Raw genomic sequence first — 19,741 nt, forward strand, 5'->3', positions numbered from 1 at the left:
TTTTAAATGGCCTCGACGATGCTCTGCTCGCCGGAACCAAACATCAGGTAATCCACCAGCTCCGCCAGCGGCAGCGGTTTGCTGATCAGGTAACCCTGCACCTGATCGCAATTGAATCCGCGCAACAAGTCCATCTGCTCCGACGTTTCCACGCCTTCAGCGACGACCTCAAGGTTGAGGTTGTGCGCCAGGTTGATCATCGCATGGACCAGTTTGCGGTTCTCTTCGCGTTGCTCCATGCCGCCGACAAAACTCTTGTCGATCTTCAGCAAGGTGATCGGCAGGCTGTTGAGGTGCACGAACGACGAGAACCCGGTACCGAAATCATCAAGGGAGAAGCGCACACCCAGACGCCCGAGGGCATCCATGGTCTGCTTGACCAGATCGCTGCGGCGCATGACCGCGGTTTCGGTCAGTTCAAATTCCAGCCACTGCGCCTCGACGCCGCGTTCGGCAATCAACCGGCTCAGGGTCGACAGCAACTGGCTGTCCTGGAACTGGCGGAACGACAGGTTGATCGCCATGTGCAGCGGCGGCAAACCGAGTTCCAGCAACGCCTGCATGTCACGCAAGGCCCGGGAAATCACCCAGTAACCCAGCGGCACGATCAAACCGCTTTGCTCGGCCAGCGGCACGAATTCGCTCGGCGGCAGCAAGCCACGCTCGGCATGGCGCCAGCGCACCAAGGCTTCGAGGCCGACGATCTGCCCGTCTTCGAGGTTCAAGCGTGGCTGGTAATGCAGTTCCAGTTCATCACGGCGCAACGCCCGGCGCAGCTCGGTTTCGAGGTCGGCGATGCTGCGGGCATTGCGGTTGATGCGTTCATTGAAGATGTGAAAAGTGCAGCCCTGGGTGCTCTTGGCCTGCTGCATGGCGATGTGCGCGTGCCACATCAGCGGGTCGGCGCCAGCCTGGGCACGGGCGTGGGCGATGCCCAGGCTGGAGCCGATCAGCAGGCTCTCGCCGTCGATCCAATAGGGCTCGGCCAGCGCTTCGGTGATGCGTTCGGCCATCCATTCGGCGCGCTGCGGGGCGCGACGGGTGTCGATGAGCAAGGCGAACTCGTCGCTGCCCAGCCGTGCCAGTTGATCACCGGCCTCCAGCTGGCTCTTGAGCCGCGCGACCACTTGCAGGATCAGGCGGTCACCGGCCTGGTGACCGAGCGCATCGTTGGCATAACGGAAATTGTCGAGGTCGAGATGACCGAGGGCCAGGCCGCGTCCGTCGTGTTCCGCCAGTCGTGCCGTCAACAGAGTCTGGAAACCTTGGCGGTTGGCGATGCCCGTGAGCGGATCTTGCTCGGCCAGGCGTTGCAGGGTGGTCTCCAGGACGCCGCGCTCCCGCACATGACGCAGGCAACGGCGCAGCATGCCCGAGTCGAGATGATCGCGGACCAGCCAGTCGCTTACACCATCGGGCGGGGTCAGGGGCTCATGTTCAAGCAGCAACACCGTCGGCAGACAGCAACGGCCCGGTGCCGGCTGAAGGGCCGGGATCGTCAACAACACCGCACTGCGGTTGTCATCGAACAGACTGCTGACCGACTCCCAACTCGGCGCGCTGATGAGCACGGCCGAGCTCCCCATCGGAGCCAGACACTCGCGCAACAACGCTGCCCACGCTGGCTCTTCGGCCAGTAGCAGCAAACGCAAGGGTTCGACAGGCGTAGACAAGCTAGCTCCCTAGATTCTGCAAAGATGTAGGCGATGGGCATTATGCCGTGCTGATAACCAATGACCAATGACATCAGTTATCAAACGAGGCCTTTGTTTCCGGAATTACGAACATTAGACGCAAGCACGTTGCGCATCCTGCGTGAAAGTAACAAAACCGGCAATTAGAGATCGCGTTGTACGTCACAAGTCGGAGAGAGCAGCACAAATTGCTGAGCCTGTTAAAATGCCGGCCCATTTCGTGACTGACTCCTGAATTTACCTATGTCCCGACTCAATCCCCGGCAGCAAGAAGCCGTGAGCTACGTCGGCGGCCCTCTTTTGGTGCTCGCCGGTGCAGGCTCCGGCAAGACCAGCGTGATCACGCGCAAGATTGCGCACCTGATCCAGAACTGCGGCATCCGCGCCCAGTACATCGTCGCCATGACCTTCACCAACAAGGCCGCGCGCGAGATGAAGGAACGGGTTGGCACCCTGCTGCGCGCCGGTGAAGGTCGTGGCCTGACGGTCTGTACCTTCCACAACCTCGGTCTGAACATCATTCGCAAGGAACACGTGCGGCTGGGCTACAAACCGGGCTTCTCGATCTTTGATGAGACCGACGTCAAGGCCCTGATGACCGACATCATGCAGAAGGAATACGCGGGCGAAGACGGCGTCGACGAGATCAAGAACATGATCGGCGCCTGGAAAAACGACCTGATCCTGCCGGCCCAGGCCCTGGAAAACGCGCGCAACCCCAAGGAACAGACCGCGGCCATCGTCTACACCCACTACCAGCGCACGCTCAAGGCGTTCAATGCGGTGGATTTCGACGACCTGATTCTGCTGCCGGTGAAGTTGTTCGAAGAACACGCCGACATCCTGGAAAAGTGGCAGAACAAGGTGCGCTACCTGCTGGTGGACGAATACCAGGACACCAACGCCAGCCAATACCTGCTGGTAAAAATGCTCATCGGCAAGCGCAACCAGTTCACCGTAGTGGGCGACGACGACCAGTCGATCTACGCCTGGCGCGGCGCCCGGCCGGAAAACCTGATGCTGCTCAAGGACGACTACCCGTCCTTGAAAGTGGTAATGCTGGAGCAGAACTACCGCTCCACCAGCCGCATCCTGCGTTGCGCCAACGTGCTGATCTCGAACAACCCGCACGAATTCGAAAAGCAGCTGTGGAGTGAAATGGGCCACGGCGACGAGATCCGCGTGATCCGCTGCCGCAACGAAGACGCCGAAGCCGAGCGCGTGGCCATGGAAATCCTCAGCCTGCACCTGCGCACCGACCGCCCGTACAGCGATTTCGCGATCCTCTATCGCGGTAACTACCAGGCCAAGCTGATCGAGCTGAAACTGCAGCACCACCAGGTGCCGTATCGCCTGTCCGGCGGCAACAGCTTCTTCGGCCGTCAGGAAGTGAAAGACCTGATGGCCTACTTCCGCCTGATCGTGAACCCGGACGACGACAACGCCTTCCTGCGGGTGATCAACGTGCCGCGCCGTGAAATCGGTTCGACCACGCTGGAAAAGCTCGGCAACTATGCGACCGAGCGCAAGATCTCGATGTACGCCGCCACCGACGAAATCGGCCTCGGCGAGCACCTCGACAGCCGCTTCACCGATCGCCTGTCACGCTTCAAGCGCTTCATGGACCGGGTGCGCGAGCAGTGCGCCGGCGAAGACCCGATCTCGGCGCTGCGCAGCATGGTCATGGACATCGACTACGAGAACTGGCTGCGCACCAACAGCTCCAGCGACAAGGCCGCCGATTACCGCATGGGTAACGTCTGGTTCCTGATCGAGGCGTTGAAAAACACCCTTGAGAAAGACGAAGAAGGCGAGATGACCGTCGAGGACGCCATCGGCAAACTCGTCCTGCGCGACATGCTGGAGCGTCAACAGGAAGAGGAAGACGGCGCCGAAGGCGTGCAGATGATGACCTTGCACGCCTCCAAGGGCCTGGAATTTCCCTACGTGTTCATCATGGGCATGGAAGAGGAAATCCTCCCGCACCGCTCCAGCATCGAAGCCGACACCATCGAAGAAGAACGTCGCCTGGCCTACGTGGGCATTACCCGCGCGCGCCAGACCCTGGCCTTCACCTTTGCCGCCAAGCGCAAGCAGTACGGCGAAATCATCGATTGCGCGCCGAGCCGCTTCCTCGATGAGCTGCCACCGGACGATCTGGCCTGGGAAGGCAACGACGACACCCCAACTGAAGTCAAAGCCGTACGCGGAAACAACGCATTGGCGGATATACGCGCGATGTTAAAGCGCTAGAATTGACCACTTTTTTAAAACCTTAGGGCGCACAAGGCGCCAACAGAGGACAGCTTCATGGAAGCCCTGCACCAGAAAATCCGCGAACAAGGCATCGTGCTTTCCGATCAGGTCCTGAAGGTCGACGCCTTCCTGAACCACCAGATCGACCCGGCCCTGATGAAGCTGATCGGCGACGAATTCGCCACGCTGTTCAAGGATTCGGGCATCACCAAGATCGTCACCATCGAAGCTTCGGGCATCGCCCCGGCGATCATGACCGGTCTGAACCTCGGCGTGCCGGTGATTTTCGCCCGCAAGCACCAGTCCCTGACCCTGACTGAAAACCTGCTGTCGGCGACTGTCTACTCGTTCACCAAGCAGACCGAAAGCACCGTGGCGATCTCCCCGCGTCACCTGACCAGCAGCGACCGCGTGTTGATCATTGATGACTTCCTGGCCAACGGTAAGGCGTCCCAGGCGCTGATTTCGATCATCAAACAGGCTGGCGCTACCGTTGCCGGTCTGGGCATCGTGATCGAGAAGTCGTTCCAGGGCGGTCGTGCGGAACTGGATGCGCAGGGTTATCGCGTTGAATCGCTGGCACGCGTCAAGTCGCTGAAGGATGGCGTTGTAACCTTCATCGAATAACCCGCAGCACCGCATTACCCCTGTGGGAGCCAGCCTGCTGGCTCCCACAGGGGTAATGCGCGTTATTACGCGGTGGCTTTCAGGCCGGTGAGCAGCAACCGCTGATACAGGTCTTCATTCAGCCCTTGCGGGTTGCTCAGTTGCATGCGCTCCAGATGCTCCGCAAATGCTGCTGCCTCAGGTGCATCCAGCGCAGCCTTGCCCAATTCCAGCACTTCACTCAGCTTGAACTTGCTCTTGAGCCAGTTCAGCGCCCGCAACACCTCCCGCTCCACCTCAGTGAAATCACAGCCCAGCGGATACTCCGCAAACATCTGCGCATGCCGCGCCTGAATCCCCTGCAATCGCTCAGGTCGGTTATCGGCAAAACGCGGATCGAGGCGGAAATCCTTCGGCAACTTGCCAACCTTCTGCGCCTGCTCGATCAGCCCCGGCTGAAAACGGGAGTCACTGATATTGAGCAACGCTTCAATCACGGCCGCATCCGTCTTGCCGCGCAGATCGGCGATCCCGTATTCGGTGACCACGATGTCGCGCAGGTGCCGGGGAATGGTGCAGTGGCCGTACTCCCAGACGATGTTCGAACTGACGTCGCCGCCGGACTCGCGCCAGCTGCGCAGCAGCAACACCGAGCGCGCACCTTGCAGCGCATGCCCCTGAACCACGAAGTTGTACTGCCCGCCTACGCCGCTGAGCACGCGACCGTCTTCCAGCTGATCCGCCACGGCGGCGCCCATCAGGGTCACGGTGAACGCGGTGTTGATGAACCGCGCATCGAGGCGCTGCAAACGCTTGAGTTCTTCCTGGCCGTACAGCTCGTTGATGTAGCTGATGCGCGTCATGTTGAATTCGAGGCGCTTGTTTTGCGGCAACTCACGCAAGCGCTCATAGAAACTGCGCGGCCCGAGAAAGAAACCACCGTGCACCGAGATGCCGTCGGTTTGCGCCGCTTCGTCGAGGGTGCCGGCATTCGCCTGCTGCTGGGTCGGCACGTCCGGGTACACCTTGCGTCGCACGATGCCTGCGTCGGCCAGCACCAGCAGGCCGTTGACGAACATTTCGCTGCAACCGTAAAGGCCTTTGGCGAACGGGTCGAGGCCGCCTTCGCGTTCGATCAGCTGCGCCCATTGGCTCAGGTTCACATCCGCCAGCAAGGTCTTGTAACCGTCGTTGTCAGCCTGGCGCGCCAGCAACGCTGCCGTCAGCGCATCGCCCATCGAACCGATGCCGATCTGCAAGGTGCCGCCATCGCGCACCAGCGTACTGGCGTGCAGACCAATGAAATGGTCCTGGAAACCCACCGGCATGTTCGGCGTGGAGAACAACGTGGTGCGGTCCTTTTTGTCGATCAGCAGGTCAAACGTATCGATGCCGACTTCCGCATCACCGGGCATGTAGGGCAAATCGTCGTGCGCCTGGCCGACCATCAGGATCGTCTCCCCGGCCGACCGGCGCCTGGCAATCATCGGCAACAGGTCGAGGGTGATGTCCGGGTTGCAGCTGAGGCTCAAGCGATCGGGATGATCGGCGTGGCTGGCCACAAGTTGCGCCACCAGGTTCAAGCCGGCGGCGTTGATGTCCCGGGCCGCGTGGCTGTAGTTGCTGCTGACGTAATCCTGCTGGGCCGACGCACTGTTGAGCAGGCTGCCGGGCTGCATGAAGAACTGCTGGATGTGGATGTTGCCCGGCAGGTTGTCGCGGCGAAGGTCGGCCAGGAAATCAAGCTCCGGATAATCGCCGAAGACCCGCTCAATGAAGGGCTCAAGGAAGCGTTTCTGCAAGCCGTAGCCCAATGGAGGGCGACCGAGGCACAACGCGGTATAGATCGTCAGCCGCCGCTCGGGCAACTGCGCGATGCGCTGATACAGCGCGTTGACGAAATGGTTGGGTTTGCCCAGGCCCAGAGGCAGCCCCATATGAATATGCGTCGGCAACCGCGCCAATACATCATCGACCGCCTGTTCGATAGAACACAGCTGAACCATCCGATCCTCCCTTGCATTCCATGGTTTGGGGTTGGACCGAGCTTGCCGGGTCTTTGCTGCAATGAACAGACCCGGGCAAAAAACGCAGGCACAAAAAAGCCGCTTGAACAGACTGTGTGAAAACGCACTGAAGGCCAGCCCAACAAACGCCCCGACTTGTTCGGGGCGTTTGTTTTTGTGTGAGCAACAGACGAAAAAAGGCCTTTCAGCCCATTAGCGCGATTAACTGGCGGGCTCCGAGCACGCTAATCGCTCGCTTGAGGTTATAAGCGTTCACCGCCAAGGCCATTTCTGCTTTTGCTCCCTCCAACTGGCGCAGCAGGAACCGACCATTCCCAAACAGCCATTGCTTGAGGTTGCCGAAAGGATGCTCGACGATGGATCTTCGGCTGGCCATCATCTGCGGATGGGCCAGAATTCGCTGCTCCATTCGCTCAAAAGCTTCCTCGTGGGCATGGCGTGAGACATAGCGGCGTTGGGCGCCAGTGCATTGGGATTTGAGCGGGCAGGCAGCGCAGTCGCTGACATCGGCCTGATAGATCCGATCCCCCTTGTTGCGCTGCTTGAGCGTCAGCCAGTTGCCCGCCGGGCACTGATAACGGTCGTGTTCGTCTTCATAGGTAAAATCTTTGCGCTCAAAGAGCGCCTCGCCGCCAGGATTGACCGAACGATTGGGTGGTACATAGACCGTAATGGCAGCCTCCTCGCAGGCCTGAAACTGCTGGCCGTTTGAATAGCCGGCATCGGCCGTCACGCTGAGGGCCTCTTGTTCCAGGTGTTCTTTGGCGGCCTTGGCCATTGGCTCAAGCTGTTTTCGGTCGTCGCCGTCCTGGGTCACTTCGTGATGCAGAATCAGGCAATGTGCGGCGTCCACGGCGGTTTGTACGTTGTAGGCCACCCGCGGGCCCTTGGCGGTGCGCATCATGCGGGCATCACTTTCGTGGGTGTTGAACTGCTCAAGTCCCATCGAGCTCATCAGCGCCTGGCAGCTCTGATTGTTCTGCTGGCGAACTTCAAGCTGCGCCAGGGCTGTTTTGATTGCGCTGCGATCAATCGTCTCTGTGGTTTCGGCCTGGTCGGCTTCATCCAGCTCGGCCAGATACTGAGCAATGCGCTTATCCAGCTTCTCTTCCTGACGTTTGAGCTGTTTCAAATTCATATGACGCCGCGAGGACGCCACTGCCTGAAATTTGCTGCCATCGATGGCCACCAATTCACCGGCGATCAGGCCGGCAGTGCGGCAAAACCGGACGAAGGCACGGCACGTCGCCACAAAAGCGAGTTTGTTGTTTTTACGAAAGTCGGCGATGGTCTTGAAGTCGGGTTTTAGCCGGTTGATCAGCCACATCACTTCGATGTTGCGCTGGCACTCGGCTTCGAGACGCCGCGATGAGCGAATCCGCTGAAAATAGCCGTAGAGATAGAGTTTTAGCTGATCGGCAGGGTCATAAGAGGGGCGGCCGGTGCCTTTGGGCAGCGCCTTATCGAAGCCCAACTGCAACAGATCCAGCTTGGCGACGTAGAGGTCGATGACTCGAACGAGGTGATCCTCGGGGATCAGTTCTTCCAGCGAAACCGGGAACAGGCTGGTCTGGCTGCGGGATTCGCCTTGGATGTAGGCCATAACGAAAAATGCTCCGTATCTTTCGATACGGAGCATTTTCTTTGAGCGCTGCGCAGATTGCTAGGTTTTCACACAGTCTGCGAAAGCGGCTTTTTCGCGAAGAAGGCGGCGGGTTACAGGCCGGACATCTCTTTGATGGCGCCCTTCAGCTCGTCGTCGGAGCAGTCGGCACAGGTGCCTTTTGGTGGCATCGAATTGATACCGGTAATGGCTTTGGCCAGAATGCCGTCGAGGCCGCCCTGGTGGTCGGCGCGTTCTTTCCAGGCTGCCTTGTCGCCGATTTTCGGCGCGCCCAACAGGCCGGTGCCGTGGCAAGCGTTGCAATGTTTGGCAATAACATCTTTAGGCGCCTTGGCCCCGCCACCGCCGCCGGAAGCTGCGGCAACTTCCATGCCCTTGCATTCTTGACCCGTTACACAAACCTGGCCGACTGGCTCAAGGCGTTTGGCAATTTCGTCGTTCGTCGCAGCTTGAGCGCTGACAGCCCAAAGGGCCAATACGGTTGCTGGTACGGCCAGCATTTTCATAATTAGGTTCACGCGTTCACCCTCAATGGTGGCTAGTCACGCCTGCGGCCACGGTTCGCAGGCGGGCGCAAGTATAGCGGTAAGCCCGCGACACTGAAACAACCCCAAAGTCGAAGGGGTCTTGTTGCGCAACGGTCAAACGGCTCGGGTACCTCGGCCATGCTGGCAGGGCGCCTCTTTTCTTAGAAATTAGCAGGTGTCGCTGCGCTGATTAGTCGCGCCGGCGCATCGAACGGATTACGGAAACGATGCGGCTTGGTACTTTCAAAGTAGTAGCTATCGCCAGCTTCGAGCACAAAAGTTTCCAGCCCGACCACCAGTTCAAGTCGACCTTCCACCAGAATTCCGGTTTCCTCGCCCTCATGGGTGAGCATCTCGTCACCGGTATCGGCGCCTGGCGGGTAGATTTCATTGAGGAACGCGATAGCCCGGCTCGGGTGCGCCCGGCCGACCAGTTTCATGGTCACTGCACCATCGGAAATATCGATCAGCTCGTTGGCCTTGTAGACGATCTGAGTCGGTTTTTCCTGCAGGATCTCTTCGGAAAAGAACTCGACCATGGACATGGGAATCCCGCCCAACACTTTCCTCAGCGAACTGATCGAGGGGCTGACGCTGTTCTTCTCGATCATCGAAATGGTGCTGTTGGTGACGCCCGCGCGTTTGGCGAGTTCACGCTGGGAAAGGCCTTTGAGCTTGCGGATCGATTGCAGTCGTTCACCGACGTCCAATGCTTGCGCCTCCAGGGTTCAGGTTTGTTGGAATATTGAGCGTTATCATGGCGACAGCGTTCAGTATTTACAACACTTTGACCTGAATCCCGTTCGGTGAAGCGACTTCCGGTTCGCACCGTCGAGTGTCAGCTCCCGGAATAGAGCACTGGCACCCGGCGCAGGTTGCAGAAAATCTGGTAAGGAATCGTACCCGCCGCAATGGCCACGTCGCTGGCCAGGATGTTTTTGCCCCACAACTCGACGGCCGAGCCCAGGCCGGCCTGCGGAATGTCAGTCAGATCGACGCAAAGCATGTCCATCGACACCCGGCCGATCAATTGGCTGCGTTGTCCGGCCACCAGCACCGGCGTGCCGGTCGGCGCCAGACGCGGATAGCCATCGGCGTACCCCATGGCCACCACGCCCACGCGCATCGGTTTGGCGGTGATGAATTTCGCGCCGTAGCCGATCGGCTCGCCGGCCGGCAATTCACGTACGCTGATCACTTTCGATTCGAGGGTCATCACCGGTTGCAGGCGCGCGGCCACGGCGTTGGCTTCTTCAAACGGCGTGGCGCCGTAGAGCATGATGCCCGGACGCACCCAGTCACTCGGGATCTGCGGCCAACCCAGCACTGCCGGGGAATTGCGCAGGCTGACTTCGGCGGACAAACCCTGCCGCGCCGCCTCGAACACCGCGACCTGCTCGGCGCTGGCCTGGCTGTTCAATTCATCGGCCCGGGCGAAGTGGCTCATCAGCACGATCTTCGCCACTTTGCCGCTGGCCAGCAGCCGTTGATAAGCGGTCTGATAATCCTTCGGATGCAGCCCCACGCGGTGCATGCCCGAATCAAGCTTGAGCCAGACCGTGATCGGTTTTCTCAGCGCTGCTTTCTCGATCACTTCGAGTTGCCACAGCGAATGCACCACGCACCAGAAATCATGCTCGACGATCAGCGACAGCTCGTCGGCTTCGAAAAACCCTTCCAGCAACAACACCGGCGCACGAATACCGGCGGCGCGCAGCTCCAAAGCCTCTTCGATACAGGCCACGGCAAAGCCGTCCGCTTCAGCTTCCAGCGCTTGGGCGCAACGCACCGCGCCATGGCCGTAGGCATCGGCCTTGATGACCGCAAGGGCTTTGGCCCCCGTGACTTCACGGGCGACTTGGTAGTTGTGACGCAGGGCTTGAAGGTCGATCAGGGCACGGGCAGGACGCATGGCGGCAGACTTCTGGTCGGTCGTTGAGGAGAAAAACCGGCGCTGGCTGACGGCGTGGAACCGCCAACAGCGCCGGAAGAGGGATCTTTACTACGGTTTACGGCAGCGCGGCGACGATGGAAATCTCGACCAGGATGCTCGGCTTGGCCATCTTCGCTTCGACGGTGGCGCGGGCCGGGGCAGCGCCCTTTGGCAGCCACTGGTCCCAAACCGAGTTCATCCCGGCGAAGTGCGCTTCGATGTCGTTCAGGTAAATCGTTGCCGACAGCAGATGCTGCTTGTCAGTCCCGGCCAGATCGAGCAAACGCTCGATATTGGCCAGTACATCGCGGGTCTGTTGTTCGACCCCGGCGTTAAAGTCGTCACCGACCTGTCCGGCCAGATACACCGTGCCGTTGTGGGTGACGATCTGACTCATGCGCTCATTGGTGAGCTGGCGCTGGACTGACATGTTTTGCGGACTCCTGTCGTTTGTTGCCATAGCGGGAAATATCGAGGCCTTCGGCGCTGATCTGCGGTTTTCTCTTCGCCATCAGGTCAGCCAGCAAGCGACCGGAGCCACAGGCCATGGTCCAGCCGAGCGTGCCGTGACCGGTGTTCAGGAACAGATTCTTGAACGGAGTGGCGCCAACGATCGGCGTACCGTCCGGGGTGGTCGGACGCAGGCCGGTCCAGAAATCGGCCTGGGCAAGATTGCCGCCCTGAGGATAAAGGTCGTTGACGATCATCTCCAGGGTTTCGCGCCGACGCGGGTTGAGCGACAGGTCAAAACCGGCGATCTCCGCCATGCCGCCGACGCGGATGCGGTTGTCGAAACGGGTGATCGCAACCTTGTAAGTCTCGTCGAGAATGGTCGACGTCGGGGCCATCGCCGGGTTGGTGATCGGCACGGTCAGCGAGTAACCCTTGAGCGGGTACACCGGCGCCTTGATCCCCAGCGGCTTGAGCAATTGCGGCGAGTAGCTGCCGAGTGCCAATACGTAGCGGTCGGCGGTTTCCAGCTTGCCGTCGATCCACACGCCGTTGATGCGATCACCGGCGAAGTCGAGGCGCTGAATGTCCTGGCCGAAACGGAACTCCACACCGAGATTCGTACACATTTCTGCGAGCTTGGTGGTGAACATCTGGCAGTCGCCAGTCTGGTCGTTCGGCAGGCGCAGGGCACCGGCAAGAATGTCGGTGACGCTGGCCAGGGCCGGCTCGACGCGGGCAATGCCTTCGCGGTCGAGCAGTTCGAACGGCACGCCGGACTCTTTCAGCACGGCGATGTCTTTCGCGGCGCCATCCAGCTGAGCCTGGGTGCGGAACAGTTGGGTCGTACCGAGGCTGCGGCCTTCGTAGGCAATGCCGGTTTCGGCACGCAGCTCGTCGAGGCAGTCACGGCTGTACTCGGACAGACGGACCATGCGCTCCTTGTTCACCGCGTAACGGCTGGCGGTGCAGTTGCGCAGCATCTGCGCCATCCACAGGTATTGATCGATGTCGGCGGTGGCCTTGATCGCCAGCGGCGCGTGGCGCTGCAGCAGCCACTTGATGGCTTTGAGCGGCACGCCCGGCGCGGCCCACGGCGAGGCATAACCCGGCGACACCTGGCCGGCGTTGGCGAAACTGGTCTCCATGGCAGCAGCTGGCTGCCGGTCGACCACCACCACTTCAAACCCGGCACGCGCCAGATAGTAAGCACTGGTGGTACCGATGACGCCGCTACCCAAGACCATAACGCGCATTTTCATATCCCTCATCGCGGCGAACCGCTGACGTTTGTTGTTCAGAGCTTCAGATGTGCGCAGTTTAAAAAAGAATGACCAGTGATTTTCACTATATAAGCGCCTATATTTGGCGACAATTCTCGGCAAAAACCCTTTTCACGGAGGCGCATCCCCTATGCGTACCAACACTCAAACCAAACGTGAGCTGGACAAGATCGACCGCAGCATCCTGCGGATCCTGCAAGCGGACGGGCGCATCTCTTTCACCGAGCTTGGGGAAAAAGTCGGGCTCTCGACCACGCCTTGCACCGAGCGGGTCCGGCGTCTGGAGCGCGAAGGGATCATCATGGGCTACAACGCGCGGCTCAACCCGCAGCACCTCAAGGGTAGTCTGCTGGTGTTCGTCGAGATCAGCCTCGACTACAAATCCGGCGATACCTTCGAAGAGTTCCGCCGTGCAGTGCTGAAACTGCCCCATGTGCTGGAGTGCCACCTGGTGTCAGGGGATTTCGACTATCTCGTGAAGGCGCGGATTTCCGAGATGGCCTCGTACCGCAAGTTGCTGGGTGACATCCTGCTCAAGCTGCCGCATGTGCGCGAATCCAAGAGCTATATCGTGATGGAAGAGGTGAAAGAGAGCTTGAGCCTGCCGATTCCGGACTGACATTTGTGGTGCTGCTATCGCCAGCAGGCTGGCTCCCACAGGTTCGGTGGTGAACACAAATCTGTGGTTCACCTGCATTCCCTGTGGGAGCTAGCTGCTAGCGATGCGGAAAACTCGGTTCGAGGATCTAAACCAGCACCTGCCGGTTGGAAGCCATGTATTCAAAAATCTGCTTCTCGACTCTTGGATGAATCAACTCCACCGGCCCGCGCCCATTCGGGCATGGCAGAGTCTTGGTGGTGCCGAACAACCGGCAAATCAGCGGTCGCTCGTCATACACGGTGCAGCCGTTCGGGCCGAGATGCACACAGTTGAGTTCGTCCATGGCCGCCTCTTGCTCGGCCCGCGTCTTGCGCGGCAGGCGCGACATCTCTTGCGGCGAGGTGGTCACCGGACCGCAGCAGTCATGGCAGCCGGGCACGCACTCGAACGAGGGAATCTGCTGGCGCAGCGTGCGGATTTTCTGACTGTTGCAGCTCATCGAAGCGGAGACCGAAAGCGGAATAGAGCGTAATTGTGAGGCAAAAGCCGCGATCCAGACAGCGGCAACCGACCAATGTTGCCCGTGCGCGAAGGTCCGGCTTATGCTCCGTCAAATTTTCTAAACACAAGAATCAGGATGACGCGCATGAACGCCCGTGCCCAGCACACTGCCTCCTATTACGCTGACAGCAGCCTGCCGCAGCCGGATTATCCGGTGCTCACAGGGGAGTTGGTGGCCGATGTGTGCGTGGTCGGTGGCGGTTTCTCGGGGTTGAGCACGGCGCTTGAACTCGCCGAGCGCGGCCTCAGCGTGGTGCTGCTCGAAGCCCACAAGATAGGTTGGGGCGCCAGCGGACGCAACGGCGGGCAGTTGATTCGCGGCGTTGGCCACGGCCTCGATCAGTTCGCCAACGTGGTCGGCGCGGACGGCGTGCACCAAATGAAACTCATGGGCCTTGAAGCGGTGGAAATCGTCCGCCAGCGGGTCGAGCGTTTTCAGATTCCCTGCGACCTGACCTGGGGCTACTGCGACCTGGCCAACAAGCCCCGAGACCTTGAAGGTTTTGCCGAAGATGCCGAAGAACTGCGCGGCCTCGGTTATCGCTATGAAACCCGACTGCTGCAAGCCGATGAGATGCACACCGTCGTCGGTTCCAAGCGCTACGTCGGCGGTTTGATCGACATGGGCTCCGGGCACCTGCATCCGCTGAACCTGGCACTGGGCGAAGCGGCTGCCGCGCAACAATTGGGCGTGAAACTGTTCGAACAGTCCGCCGTCACGCGCATCGATTACGGCCCCGAAGTGAAGGTGCATACGGCCCAAGGCTCGGTCCGTGCGAAGACGCTGGTACTGGGCTGCAATGCCTACCTCAACCACCTCAATCCCGAGCTGAGCGGCAAAGTGCTGCCCGCCGGCAGCTACATCATCGCCACCGAACCTTTAAGTGAAGAATTGGCGCACTCTCTTCTGCCGCAAAACATGGCGGTGTGCGACCAACGGGTGGCGCTGGATTACTACCGACTCTCGGCTGACCGTCGCTTGCTGTTTGGTGGTGCCTGCCATTACTCCGGACGCGACCCGAAAGACATCGCGGCCTACATGCGCCCGAAGATGCTGGAGGTCTTTCCACAACTGGGCGACGTGAGGATCGACTATCAATGGGGCGGCATGATCGGCATTGGCGCCAACCGCCTGCCGCAGATCGGTCGGCTCAAGGATCAGCCGAACGTGTATTACGCCCAGGCCTACTCCGGGCACGGGGTGAATGCCACACACCTGGCGGGCAAGTTGCTGGCCGAGGCCATCAGCGGTCAGCACAGCGGTGGTTTCGATTTGTTTGCCAAGGTGCCGCACATTACTTTCCCGGGCGGAAAGCATCTGCGTTCGCCGTTGTTGGCGTTGGGGATGCTTTGGCATCGGTTTAAAGAGTTGGTCTGAGGGATTACCTGCGCCTGTTATGCCGTCATCGCGAGCAGGCTCGCACACAGGGAATTTGCGTCGATCACAAATCCAAGGTGGTGCGAGCCTGCTCGCGATTGAGTTCATACAGAGCACCGAAAGACTCAGATCCGCCAGAAAGGCTTGAGCCCCTCCTCCCGCGCCTGCTCCCGCGTCAGCCCGATATCCTTGAGCTGGTCAGGTGTCAGGGCCAGCAACGCCTTGCGCGTGTGCAGGCGTTGCCAGAACAGATCCCAGCGACTCAGGCGGGACGGCGCGTTGCGCATGAGCGCATGGCGTGCATTGTCCTTTTGCCCTGCCTCCAGTTCCTGACTGTGTAACGTCAGCCGCACATCGCTCAAACCGTTCATTTTGAATGCTCCTGTTTACTTGGGTAGCCAGAGATTCCATGATGCGCAAACAAAGAAAAGCATTACAGATTCAAAGAACCTGTATTATTTCCATACAGATTTGCCGTTTTTAGCTCTGAATCGTGAATTTTTGCCTGATCTGTACTGGTTAACCGAATCACTCCATACGAGACTGCGCCATGACCCTTTACGTCAACCTCGCCGAATTGCTCGGCACGCGTATCGAACAGGGCTTCTATCGCCCCGGTGACCGGCTGCCGTCGGTGCGGGCGCTGAGCGTCGAGCATGGGGTCAGCCTGAGCACGGTGCAGCAGGCCTATCGGGTGCTGGAAGACAGCGGGCTGGCCATGCCAAGGCCCAAGTCCGGGTACTTCGTTCCAGTCAGTCGCGAACTGCCGGAGCTGCCGGCGGTTGGCCGCCCGGCGCAACGGCCTGTGGATATCTCACAATGGGATCAGGTGCTGGAGTTGATTCGCGCCGTGCCACGCAAGGATGTGGTGCAACTGGGTCGCGGCATGCCCGACATCACCAGCCCGACCATGAAACCACTGCTGCGCGACCTTGCCCGGATCAGCCGTCGGCAAGACATGCCCGGCCTGTATTACGACAACATCCACGGCAACCTCGAACTGCGCGAGCAAATCGCCCGCCTGATGCTCGATTCCGGCTGTCAGTTGGGCCCCGGCGATCTGGTGGTGACCACCGGGTGTCACGAAGCGCTGTCCACCAGCATCCGCGCCATCTGCGAGCCGGGCGACATCGTGGCCGTGGATTCGCCAAGCTTTCACGGCGCCATGCAGACCCTCAAGGGGCTGGGCATGAAGGCGCTGGAAATCCCCACCGACCCGCTCACCGGAATCAGTCTCGAAGCACTGGAGTTGGCTCTGGAACAATGGCCGATCAGGGCCATACAGTTGACGCCCAATTGCAACAATCCGCTGGGCTACATCATGCCGGAGTCACGCAAACGCTCGTTGTTGACGCTCGCACAGCGTTTCGACGTGGCGATCATCGAGGACGATGTGTATGGCGAACTGGCCTACACCTATCCGCGCCCGCGCACGATCAAGTCCTTCGACGAGGACGGTCGCGTCCTGCTGTGCAGTTCGTTTTCCAAGACGCTGGCGCCAGGCCTGCGCATCGGCTGGGTCGCGCCGGGGCGATATCTGGAACGGGTGCTGCACATGAAATACATCAGCACCGGTTCCACCGCACCGCAACCGCAGATCGCCATCGCCGAATTCCTCAAGGGCGGTCACTTCGAACCGCATTTGCGGCGGATGCGCACGCAATACCAGCGTAATCGCGATGCGATGATCGATTGGGTCACCCGCTATTTCCCCGCCGGCACCCGCGCCAGCCGTCCGCAAGGCAGCTTCATGCTGTGGGTCGAACTGCCAGAAGGCTTCGACACCCTGAAACTGAATCGTGCCTTGCACGATCAGGGCGTACAGATTGCCGTCGGCAGCATCTTTTCCGCCTCGGGCAAGTACCGCAACTGCCTGCGCATGAACTACGCTGCCAAACCGACGGCACAAATTGAAGAAGCCGTGCGCAAGGTCGGCGCCTCCGCCATCAAACTGCTGGCGGAAACCGACGGGCTGACCGACTGACTTTTCTGCGGATACCAACGTCCATATGCCAACAATCGCCGCCAAACGGAACGATCCCACGTGAGAGTCAGACAGCCGCTGCTTGCTCTTGTGTTACTTGCTTCGTTCCTCGGCGGCTGCGCCAGCCTCGATGTGCAACGCGAACCCAGCCAGGCGTTACCGGCGAGCGCCTCGGCATTCGGTCGTTCGGTCCAGGCACAGGCCGCGCCTTATGAAGGCAAATCGGGTTTCCGCCTGTTGTCCGACAGCACCGAGGCCTTCACCGCCCGCGCCGAGCTGATTCGCAACGCCCAGGCCAGCCTCGACTTGCAGTACTACATCGTGCACGAAGGCATCAGCACGCGAATGCTCGTGGAAGAAATCCTCAAGGCCGCCGACCGTGGCGTGCGCGTACGCATTCTGCTCGACGACACCACCAGCGACGGCCTGGACCGCACCATCGCCACCCTCGCGGCGCATCCACAGATTCAGATTCGCGTGTTCAACCCTCTGAACCTGGGCCGCAGCACCGGCGTCACGCGGACCATGGGCCGCTTGTTCAACCTGTCGCAGCAACACCGGCGCATGCACAACAAGTTGTGGCTGGCGGACAACAGCATGGCCATCGTTGGCGGGCGCAATCTGGGGGATGAGTACTTCGATGCCGAGGCCAACATGAACTTCACCGACATCGACATGCTCGGTGTCGGCCCGGTCGCCGAGCAGCTGGGACACAGTTTCGACCAGTACTGGAATAGCGCTCTGAGCAAACCGATCGATACGTTTGTATCCAGCAAACCGACTGCCCAGGACCTGCAAAACACCCGAACCCGACTGGAAGAATCCCTGGAGGAATCGCGCAAACAGAATCACGCGCTCTATCAGCAACTGATGGCGTTCAAAACCGAGCCGCGTCTGGATATCTGGCGCAAAGAGCTGATCTGGGCCTGGAACCAGGCATTGTGGGACGCGCCGAGCAAAGTGCTGGCCAAGGGCGAACCCAATCCGCAGCTGTTGCTGACCACCCAATTGGCGCCGGAGCTTGAGGGTGTCAGCAAAGAACTGGTGATGATCTCCGCCTACTTCGTGCCCGGCCAGCCGGGGCTGGTGTACCTGACGGGGCGCGCCGATGCCGGGGTGTCGGTACGGCTGTTGACCAACTCACTGGAGGCCACTGACGTACCGGCAGTGCATGGCGGCTACGCGCCGTATCGCAAGGCGTTGCTGGCGCACGGCGTGCAGCTCTTCGAGTTGCGCCGCCAGCCTGGCGATAAAAGTGGTAGCGGCCCTCGGCTGTTTTCCACCAAGTCCTATGGCGACTCCGATTCCAGCCTGCACAGTAAGGCGATCATCTTCGACCAGCAGAAATCCTTCATCGGTTCATTCAACTTCGACCCGCGCTCGGTGCTATGGAACACCGAAGTCGGGGTGCTGGTGGACAGCCCTGAGCTCGCGGCTCGCGTGCGCGAACTGGCGTTGCAGGGCATGGCGCCGACCCTCAGTTATCAGGCGAAACTGGAGAATGACCAAGTGGTATGGGTGACCGAAGACGACGGCAAAATGCACACACTGACCCAAGAGCCGGGCAGTTGGTGGCGACGCTTTAACGCCTGGCTGAGCAATACGGTTGGCCTGGAGCGGATGCTCTAGGCCGGTTCGGCCACCGCACCGAACGCCCCCTGCCGCGATACCAGAATCACCAGGCCAAACGCCCCCGCCGCCATCAACAACGGCAACGCATGCCCGCTGATCCATTGGCTGCCGGCACCGGCGATCAACGGCCCGAGCAGACAGCCGACGCCCCACAACTGCGCGATGTGCGCGTTGGCACGAACCAGCGCATCGTCGCGATAACGCTCGCCAATCAGGATCAATGACAAGGTAAACAAACCACCGGCACTGGCGCCGAACAACACCCACAACGGCCAGATCAGCAGCGTGTCGATCAGCATCGGAATCGCCAGGCTCGACACCAGCAGGATCACCGCGCAGCCAGTGAACAAAGAACGCCGCGACACGCGATCCGCCAGCGCGCCAATCGGCAATTGCAGCAAGGCATCGCCGACCACCACCGTGCTGACCATCGCCAAGGCGATTTCCGTGGTGAAGCCCTGACGCAGGCAATACACCGGCAACAGCGTCAGGATCATCGCCTCGAACGCCGCAAACAACGATACCGCCCAGGCGATCGCCGGCAGGCCACGGCAGAAGGTCAACAGATCGCCGAAGGTCACACTGCAGGCCTCACTGCTGGGCGCACCGCTGCGCCCCAGCAACAGAAATGGTGCCGCCACCAGCAAACCGACTCCGACCCAGAATCCGTAATCGTGATCGGTGCCCAGAACACCCAACAGGATCGGCCCGGCCAACTGACTCAACGCATAACTGCTGCCGTACAGCGCCACCAACCGACCGCGCCACTCTTCAACAACCAGTTGGTTGATCCAGCTTTCGCCGAGGATGAAAACCAGGGTCAGGATCACACCGATCATCAAGCGCAGCACCAGCCAGATCGGATAGCTCGGCAACAGCGCCAGCAAACCGATAGACACGGCACCGGCCCACAGGCACAGACGCATCAAATTGGCCGTGCCCAGGCGCGCCGCCAGATGGCTGGAAATCTTTGCGCCCAGCAACACGCCAATGGCCGGCATCGCCGCCATGACGCCGATGGCAAACGAGCCATAGCCCCAACCTTCCAGACGAAACGACACCAGCGGCATGCTGACCCCCAGGGCCAGGCCAACACTCAAGACAGACGCCAACACGGCGAAATACGTCGCCCAACGCATGTTCCACGCTCCTGTGGATATATTTTTCAGACTGCACAAAACACTG

General features: G+C 60.3%; 17 protein-coding genes. 6 read left to right on the forward strand and 11 right to left on the reverse strand.

Annotated features, from left to right (window positions below):
* Nucleotides 1-2 precede the first annotated feature (2 nt).
* Nucleotides 3-1,673 carry a putative bifunctional diguanylate cyclase/phosphodiesterase gene (locus ACNYC6_RS12595; protein WP_419712559.1) on the reverse strand — a complete coding sequence of 557 codons (1,671 nt, stop codon included), beginning with the start codon at nt 1,671-1,673 and terminating at the stop codon, nt 3-5.
* A gap of 264 nt (nt 1,674-1,937) precedes the next feature.
* Between ACNYC6_RS12595 and rep the strand changes: the two genes are divergently transcribed.
* Nucleotides 1,938-3,947, forward strand: a complete 2,010-nt coding sequence (rep, locus tag ACNYC6_RS12600) for a DNA helicase Rep (protein WP_419712560.1) — start codon at nt 1,938-1,940, stop codon at nt 3,945-3,947.
* 57 nt (nt 3,948-4,004) lie between these two features.
* The gene (locus tag ACNYC6_RS12605) at nt 4,005-4,577 is read left to right on the forward strand and encodes a xanthine phosphoribosyltransferase (RefSeq protein WP_077044775.1); all 573 of its coding nucleotides are present in this window, start codon (nt 4,005-4,007) and stop codon (nt 4,575-4,577) included.
* Nucleotides 4,578-4,642: 65 nt separating this feature from the next.
* Here the strand turns inward: ACNYC6_RS12605 and ACNYC6_RS12610 are convergent, their stop codons facing one another.
* The 7 genes from ACNYC6_RS12610 to dadA all read right to left on the reverse strand — a co-directional run bounded on the left by ACNYC6_RS12610 (nt 4,643) and on the right by dadA (nt 12,373).
* Complete coding sequence (locus tag ACNYC6_RS12610) at nt 4,643-6,562, reverse strand: acetyl-CoA hydrolase/transferase C-terminal domain-containing protein (RefSeq protein ID WP_419712561.1); 1,920 nt, start codon at nt 6,560-6,562, stop codon at nt 4,643-4,645.
* A 205-nt stretch (nt 6,563-6,767) separates the two neighbouring features.
* Nucleotides 6,768-8,186, reverse strand: coding sequence for an IS1182 family transposase (locus ACNYC6_RS12615; RefSeq protein WP_419708291.1), 1,419 nt, complete (start codon nt 8,184-8,186; stop codon nt 6,768-6,770).
* A 113-nt stretch (nt 8,187-8,299) separates the two neighbouring features.
* Complete coding sequence (locus ACNYC6_RS12620; protein ID WP_416129588.1) at nt 8,300-8,713, reverse strand: c-type cytochrome; 414 nt, start codon at nt 8,711-8,713, stop codon at nt 8,300-8,302.
* A gap of 182 nt (nt 8,714-8,895) precedes the next feature.
* Entirely contained in the window at nt 8,896-9,444 is a 549-nt protein-coding gene (locus ACNYC6_RS12625) for a cupin domain-containing protein (RefSeq protein WP_007947433.1), read from the reverse strand.
* A gap of 128 nt (nt 9,445-9,572) precedes the next feature.
* Nucleotides 9,573-10,646 carry an alanine racemase gene (alr, locus tag ACNYC6_RS12630; protein ID WP_419712562.1) on the reverse strand — a complete coding sequence of 358 codons (1,074 nt, stop codon included), beginning with the start codon at nt 10,644-10,646 and terminating at the stop codon, nt 9,573-9,575.
* Between the two features lie 97 nt (nt 10,647-10,743).
* Nucleotides 10,744-11,097 (reverse strand): RidA family protein, encoded by a 354-nt coding sequence (locus ACNYC6_RS12635; protein ID WP_419712563.1) that lies wholly within the window; start codon nt 11,095-11,097, stop codon nt 10,744-10,746.
* Nucleotides 11,069-12,373 carry a D-amino acid dehydrogenase gene (dadA, locus tag ACNYC6_RS12640; RefSeq protein ID WP_419712564.1) on the reverse strand — a complete coding sequence of 435 codons (1,305 nt, stop codon included), beginning with the start codon at nt 12,371-12,373 and terminating at the stop codon, nt 11,069-11,071. The genes ACNYC6_RS12635 and dadA overlap by 29 nt, the downstream gene beginning before the upstream one ends.
* A 157-nt stretch (nt 12,374-12,530) precedes the next feature.
* Between dadA and ACNYC6_RS12645 the strand changes: the two genes are divergently transcribed.
* Nucleotides 12,531-13,019, forward strand: a complete 489-nt coding sequence (locus ACNYC6_RS12645) for an Lrp/AsnC ligand binding domain-containing protein (protein ID WP_095194410.1) — start codon at nt 12,531-12,533, stop codon at nt 13,017-13,019.
* Nucleotides 13,020-13,146: 127 nt separating this feature from the next.
* On the opposite strand, the gene ACNYC6_RS12650 is transcribed toward ACNYC6_RS12645, so the two are convergent.
* Complete coding sequence (locus ACNYC6_RS12650) at nt 13,147-13,500, reverse strand: YkgJ family cysteine cluster protein (protein WP_419712565.1); 354 nt, start codon at nt 13,498-13,500, stop codon at nt 13,147-13,149.
* Between the two features lie 147 nt (nt 13,501-13,647).
* Between ACNYC6_RS12650 and ACNYC6_RS12655 the strand changes: the two genes are divergently transcribed.
* A complete protein-coding gene (locus tag ACNYC6_RS12655) occupies nt 13,648-14,940 on the forward strand; it encodes an NAD(P)/FAD-dependent oxidoreductase (RefSeq protein ID WP_419712566.1) in 1,293 nt (430 codons plus the stop codon).
* Between the two features lie 125 nt (nt 14,941-15,065).
* Here ACNYC6_RS12655 and ACNYC6_RS12660 read toward each other — a convergent pair whose 3' ends face one another.
* The gene (locus ACNYC6_RS12660; protein WP_419712567.1) at nt 15,066-15,311 is read right to left on the reverse strand and encodes a DUF1127 domain-containing protein; all 246 of its coding nucleotides are present in this window, start codon (nt 15,309-15,311) and stop codon (nt 15,066-15,068) included.
* A 179-nt stretch (nt 15,312-15,490) separates the two neighbouring features.
* Between ACNYC6_RS12660 and ACNYC6_RS12665 the strand changes: the two genes are divergently transcribed.
* The gene (locus tag ACNYC6_RS12665) at nt 15,491-16,924 is read left to right on the forward strand and encodes a PLP-dependent aminotransferase family protein (protein WP_419712568.1); all 1,434 of its coding nucleotides are present in this window, start codon (nt 15,491-15,493) and stop codon (nt 16,922-16,924) included.
* Between the two features lie 60 nt (nt 16,925-16,984).
* Entirely contained in the window at nt 16,985-18,553 is a 1,569-nt protein-coding gene (locus tag ACNYC6_RS12670) for a phospholipase D family protein (RefSeq protein ID WP_419712569.1), read from the forward strand.
* Here ACNYC6_RS12670 and ACNYC6_RS12675 read toward each other — a convergent pair.
* Nucleotides 18,550-19,695, reverse strand: a complete 1,146-nt coding sequence (locus ACNYC6_RS12675) for an MFS transporter (RefSeq protein WP_419712570.1) — start codon at nt 19,693-19,695, stop codon at nt 18,550-18,552. The two genes, ACNYC6_RS12670 and ACNYC6_RS12675, sit on opposite strands and share 4 nt — an antisense overlap.
* Between the last annotated feature and the right edge of the window lie 46 nt (nt 19,696-19,741).

The sequence above is a fragment of the Pseudomonas sp. NFX224 genome, from assembly GCF_048565165.1.
Classification (GTDB): domain Bacteria; phylum Pseudomonadota; class Gammaproteobacteria; order Pseudomonadales; family Pseudomonadaceae; genus Aquipseudomonas.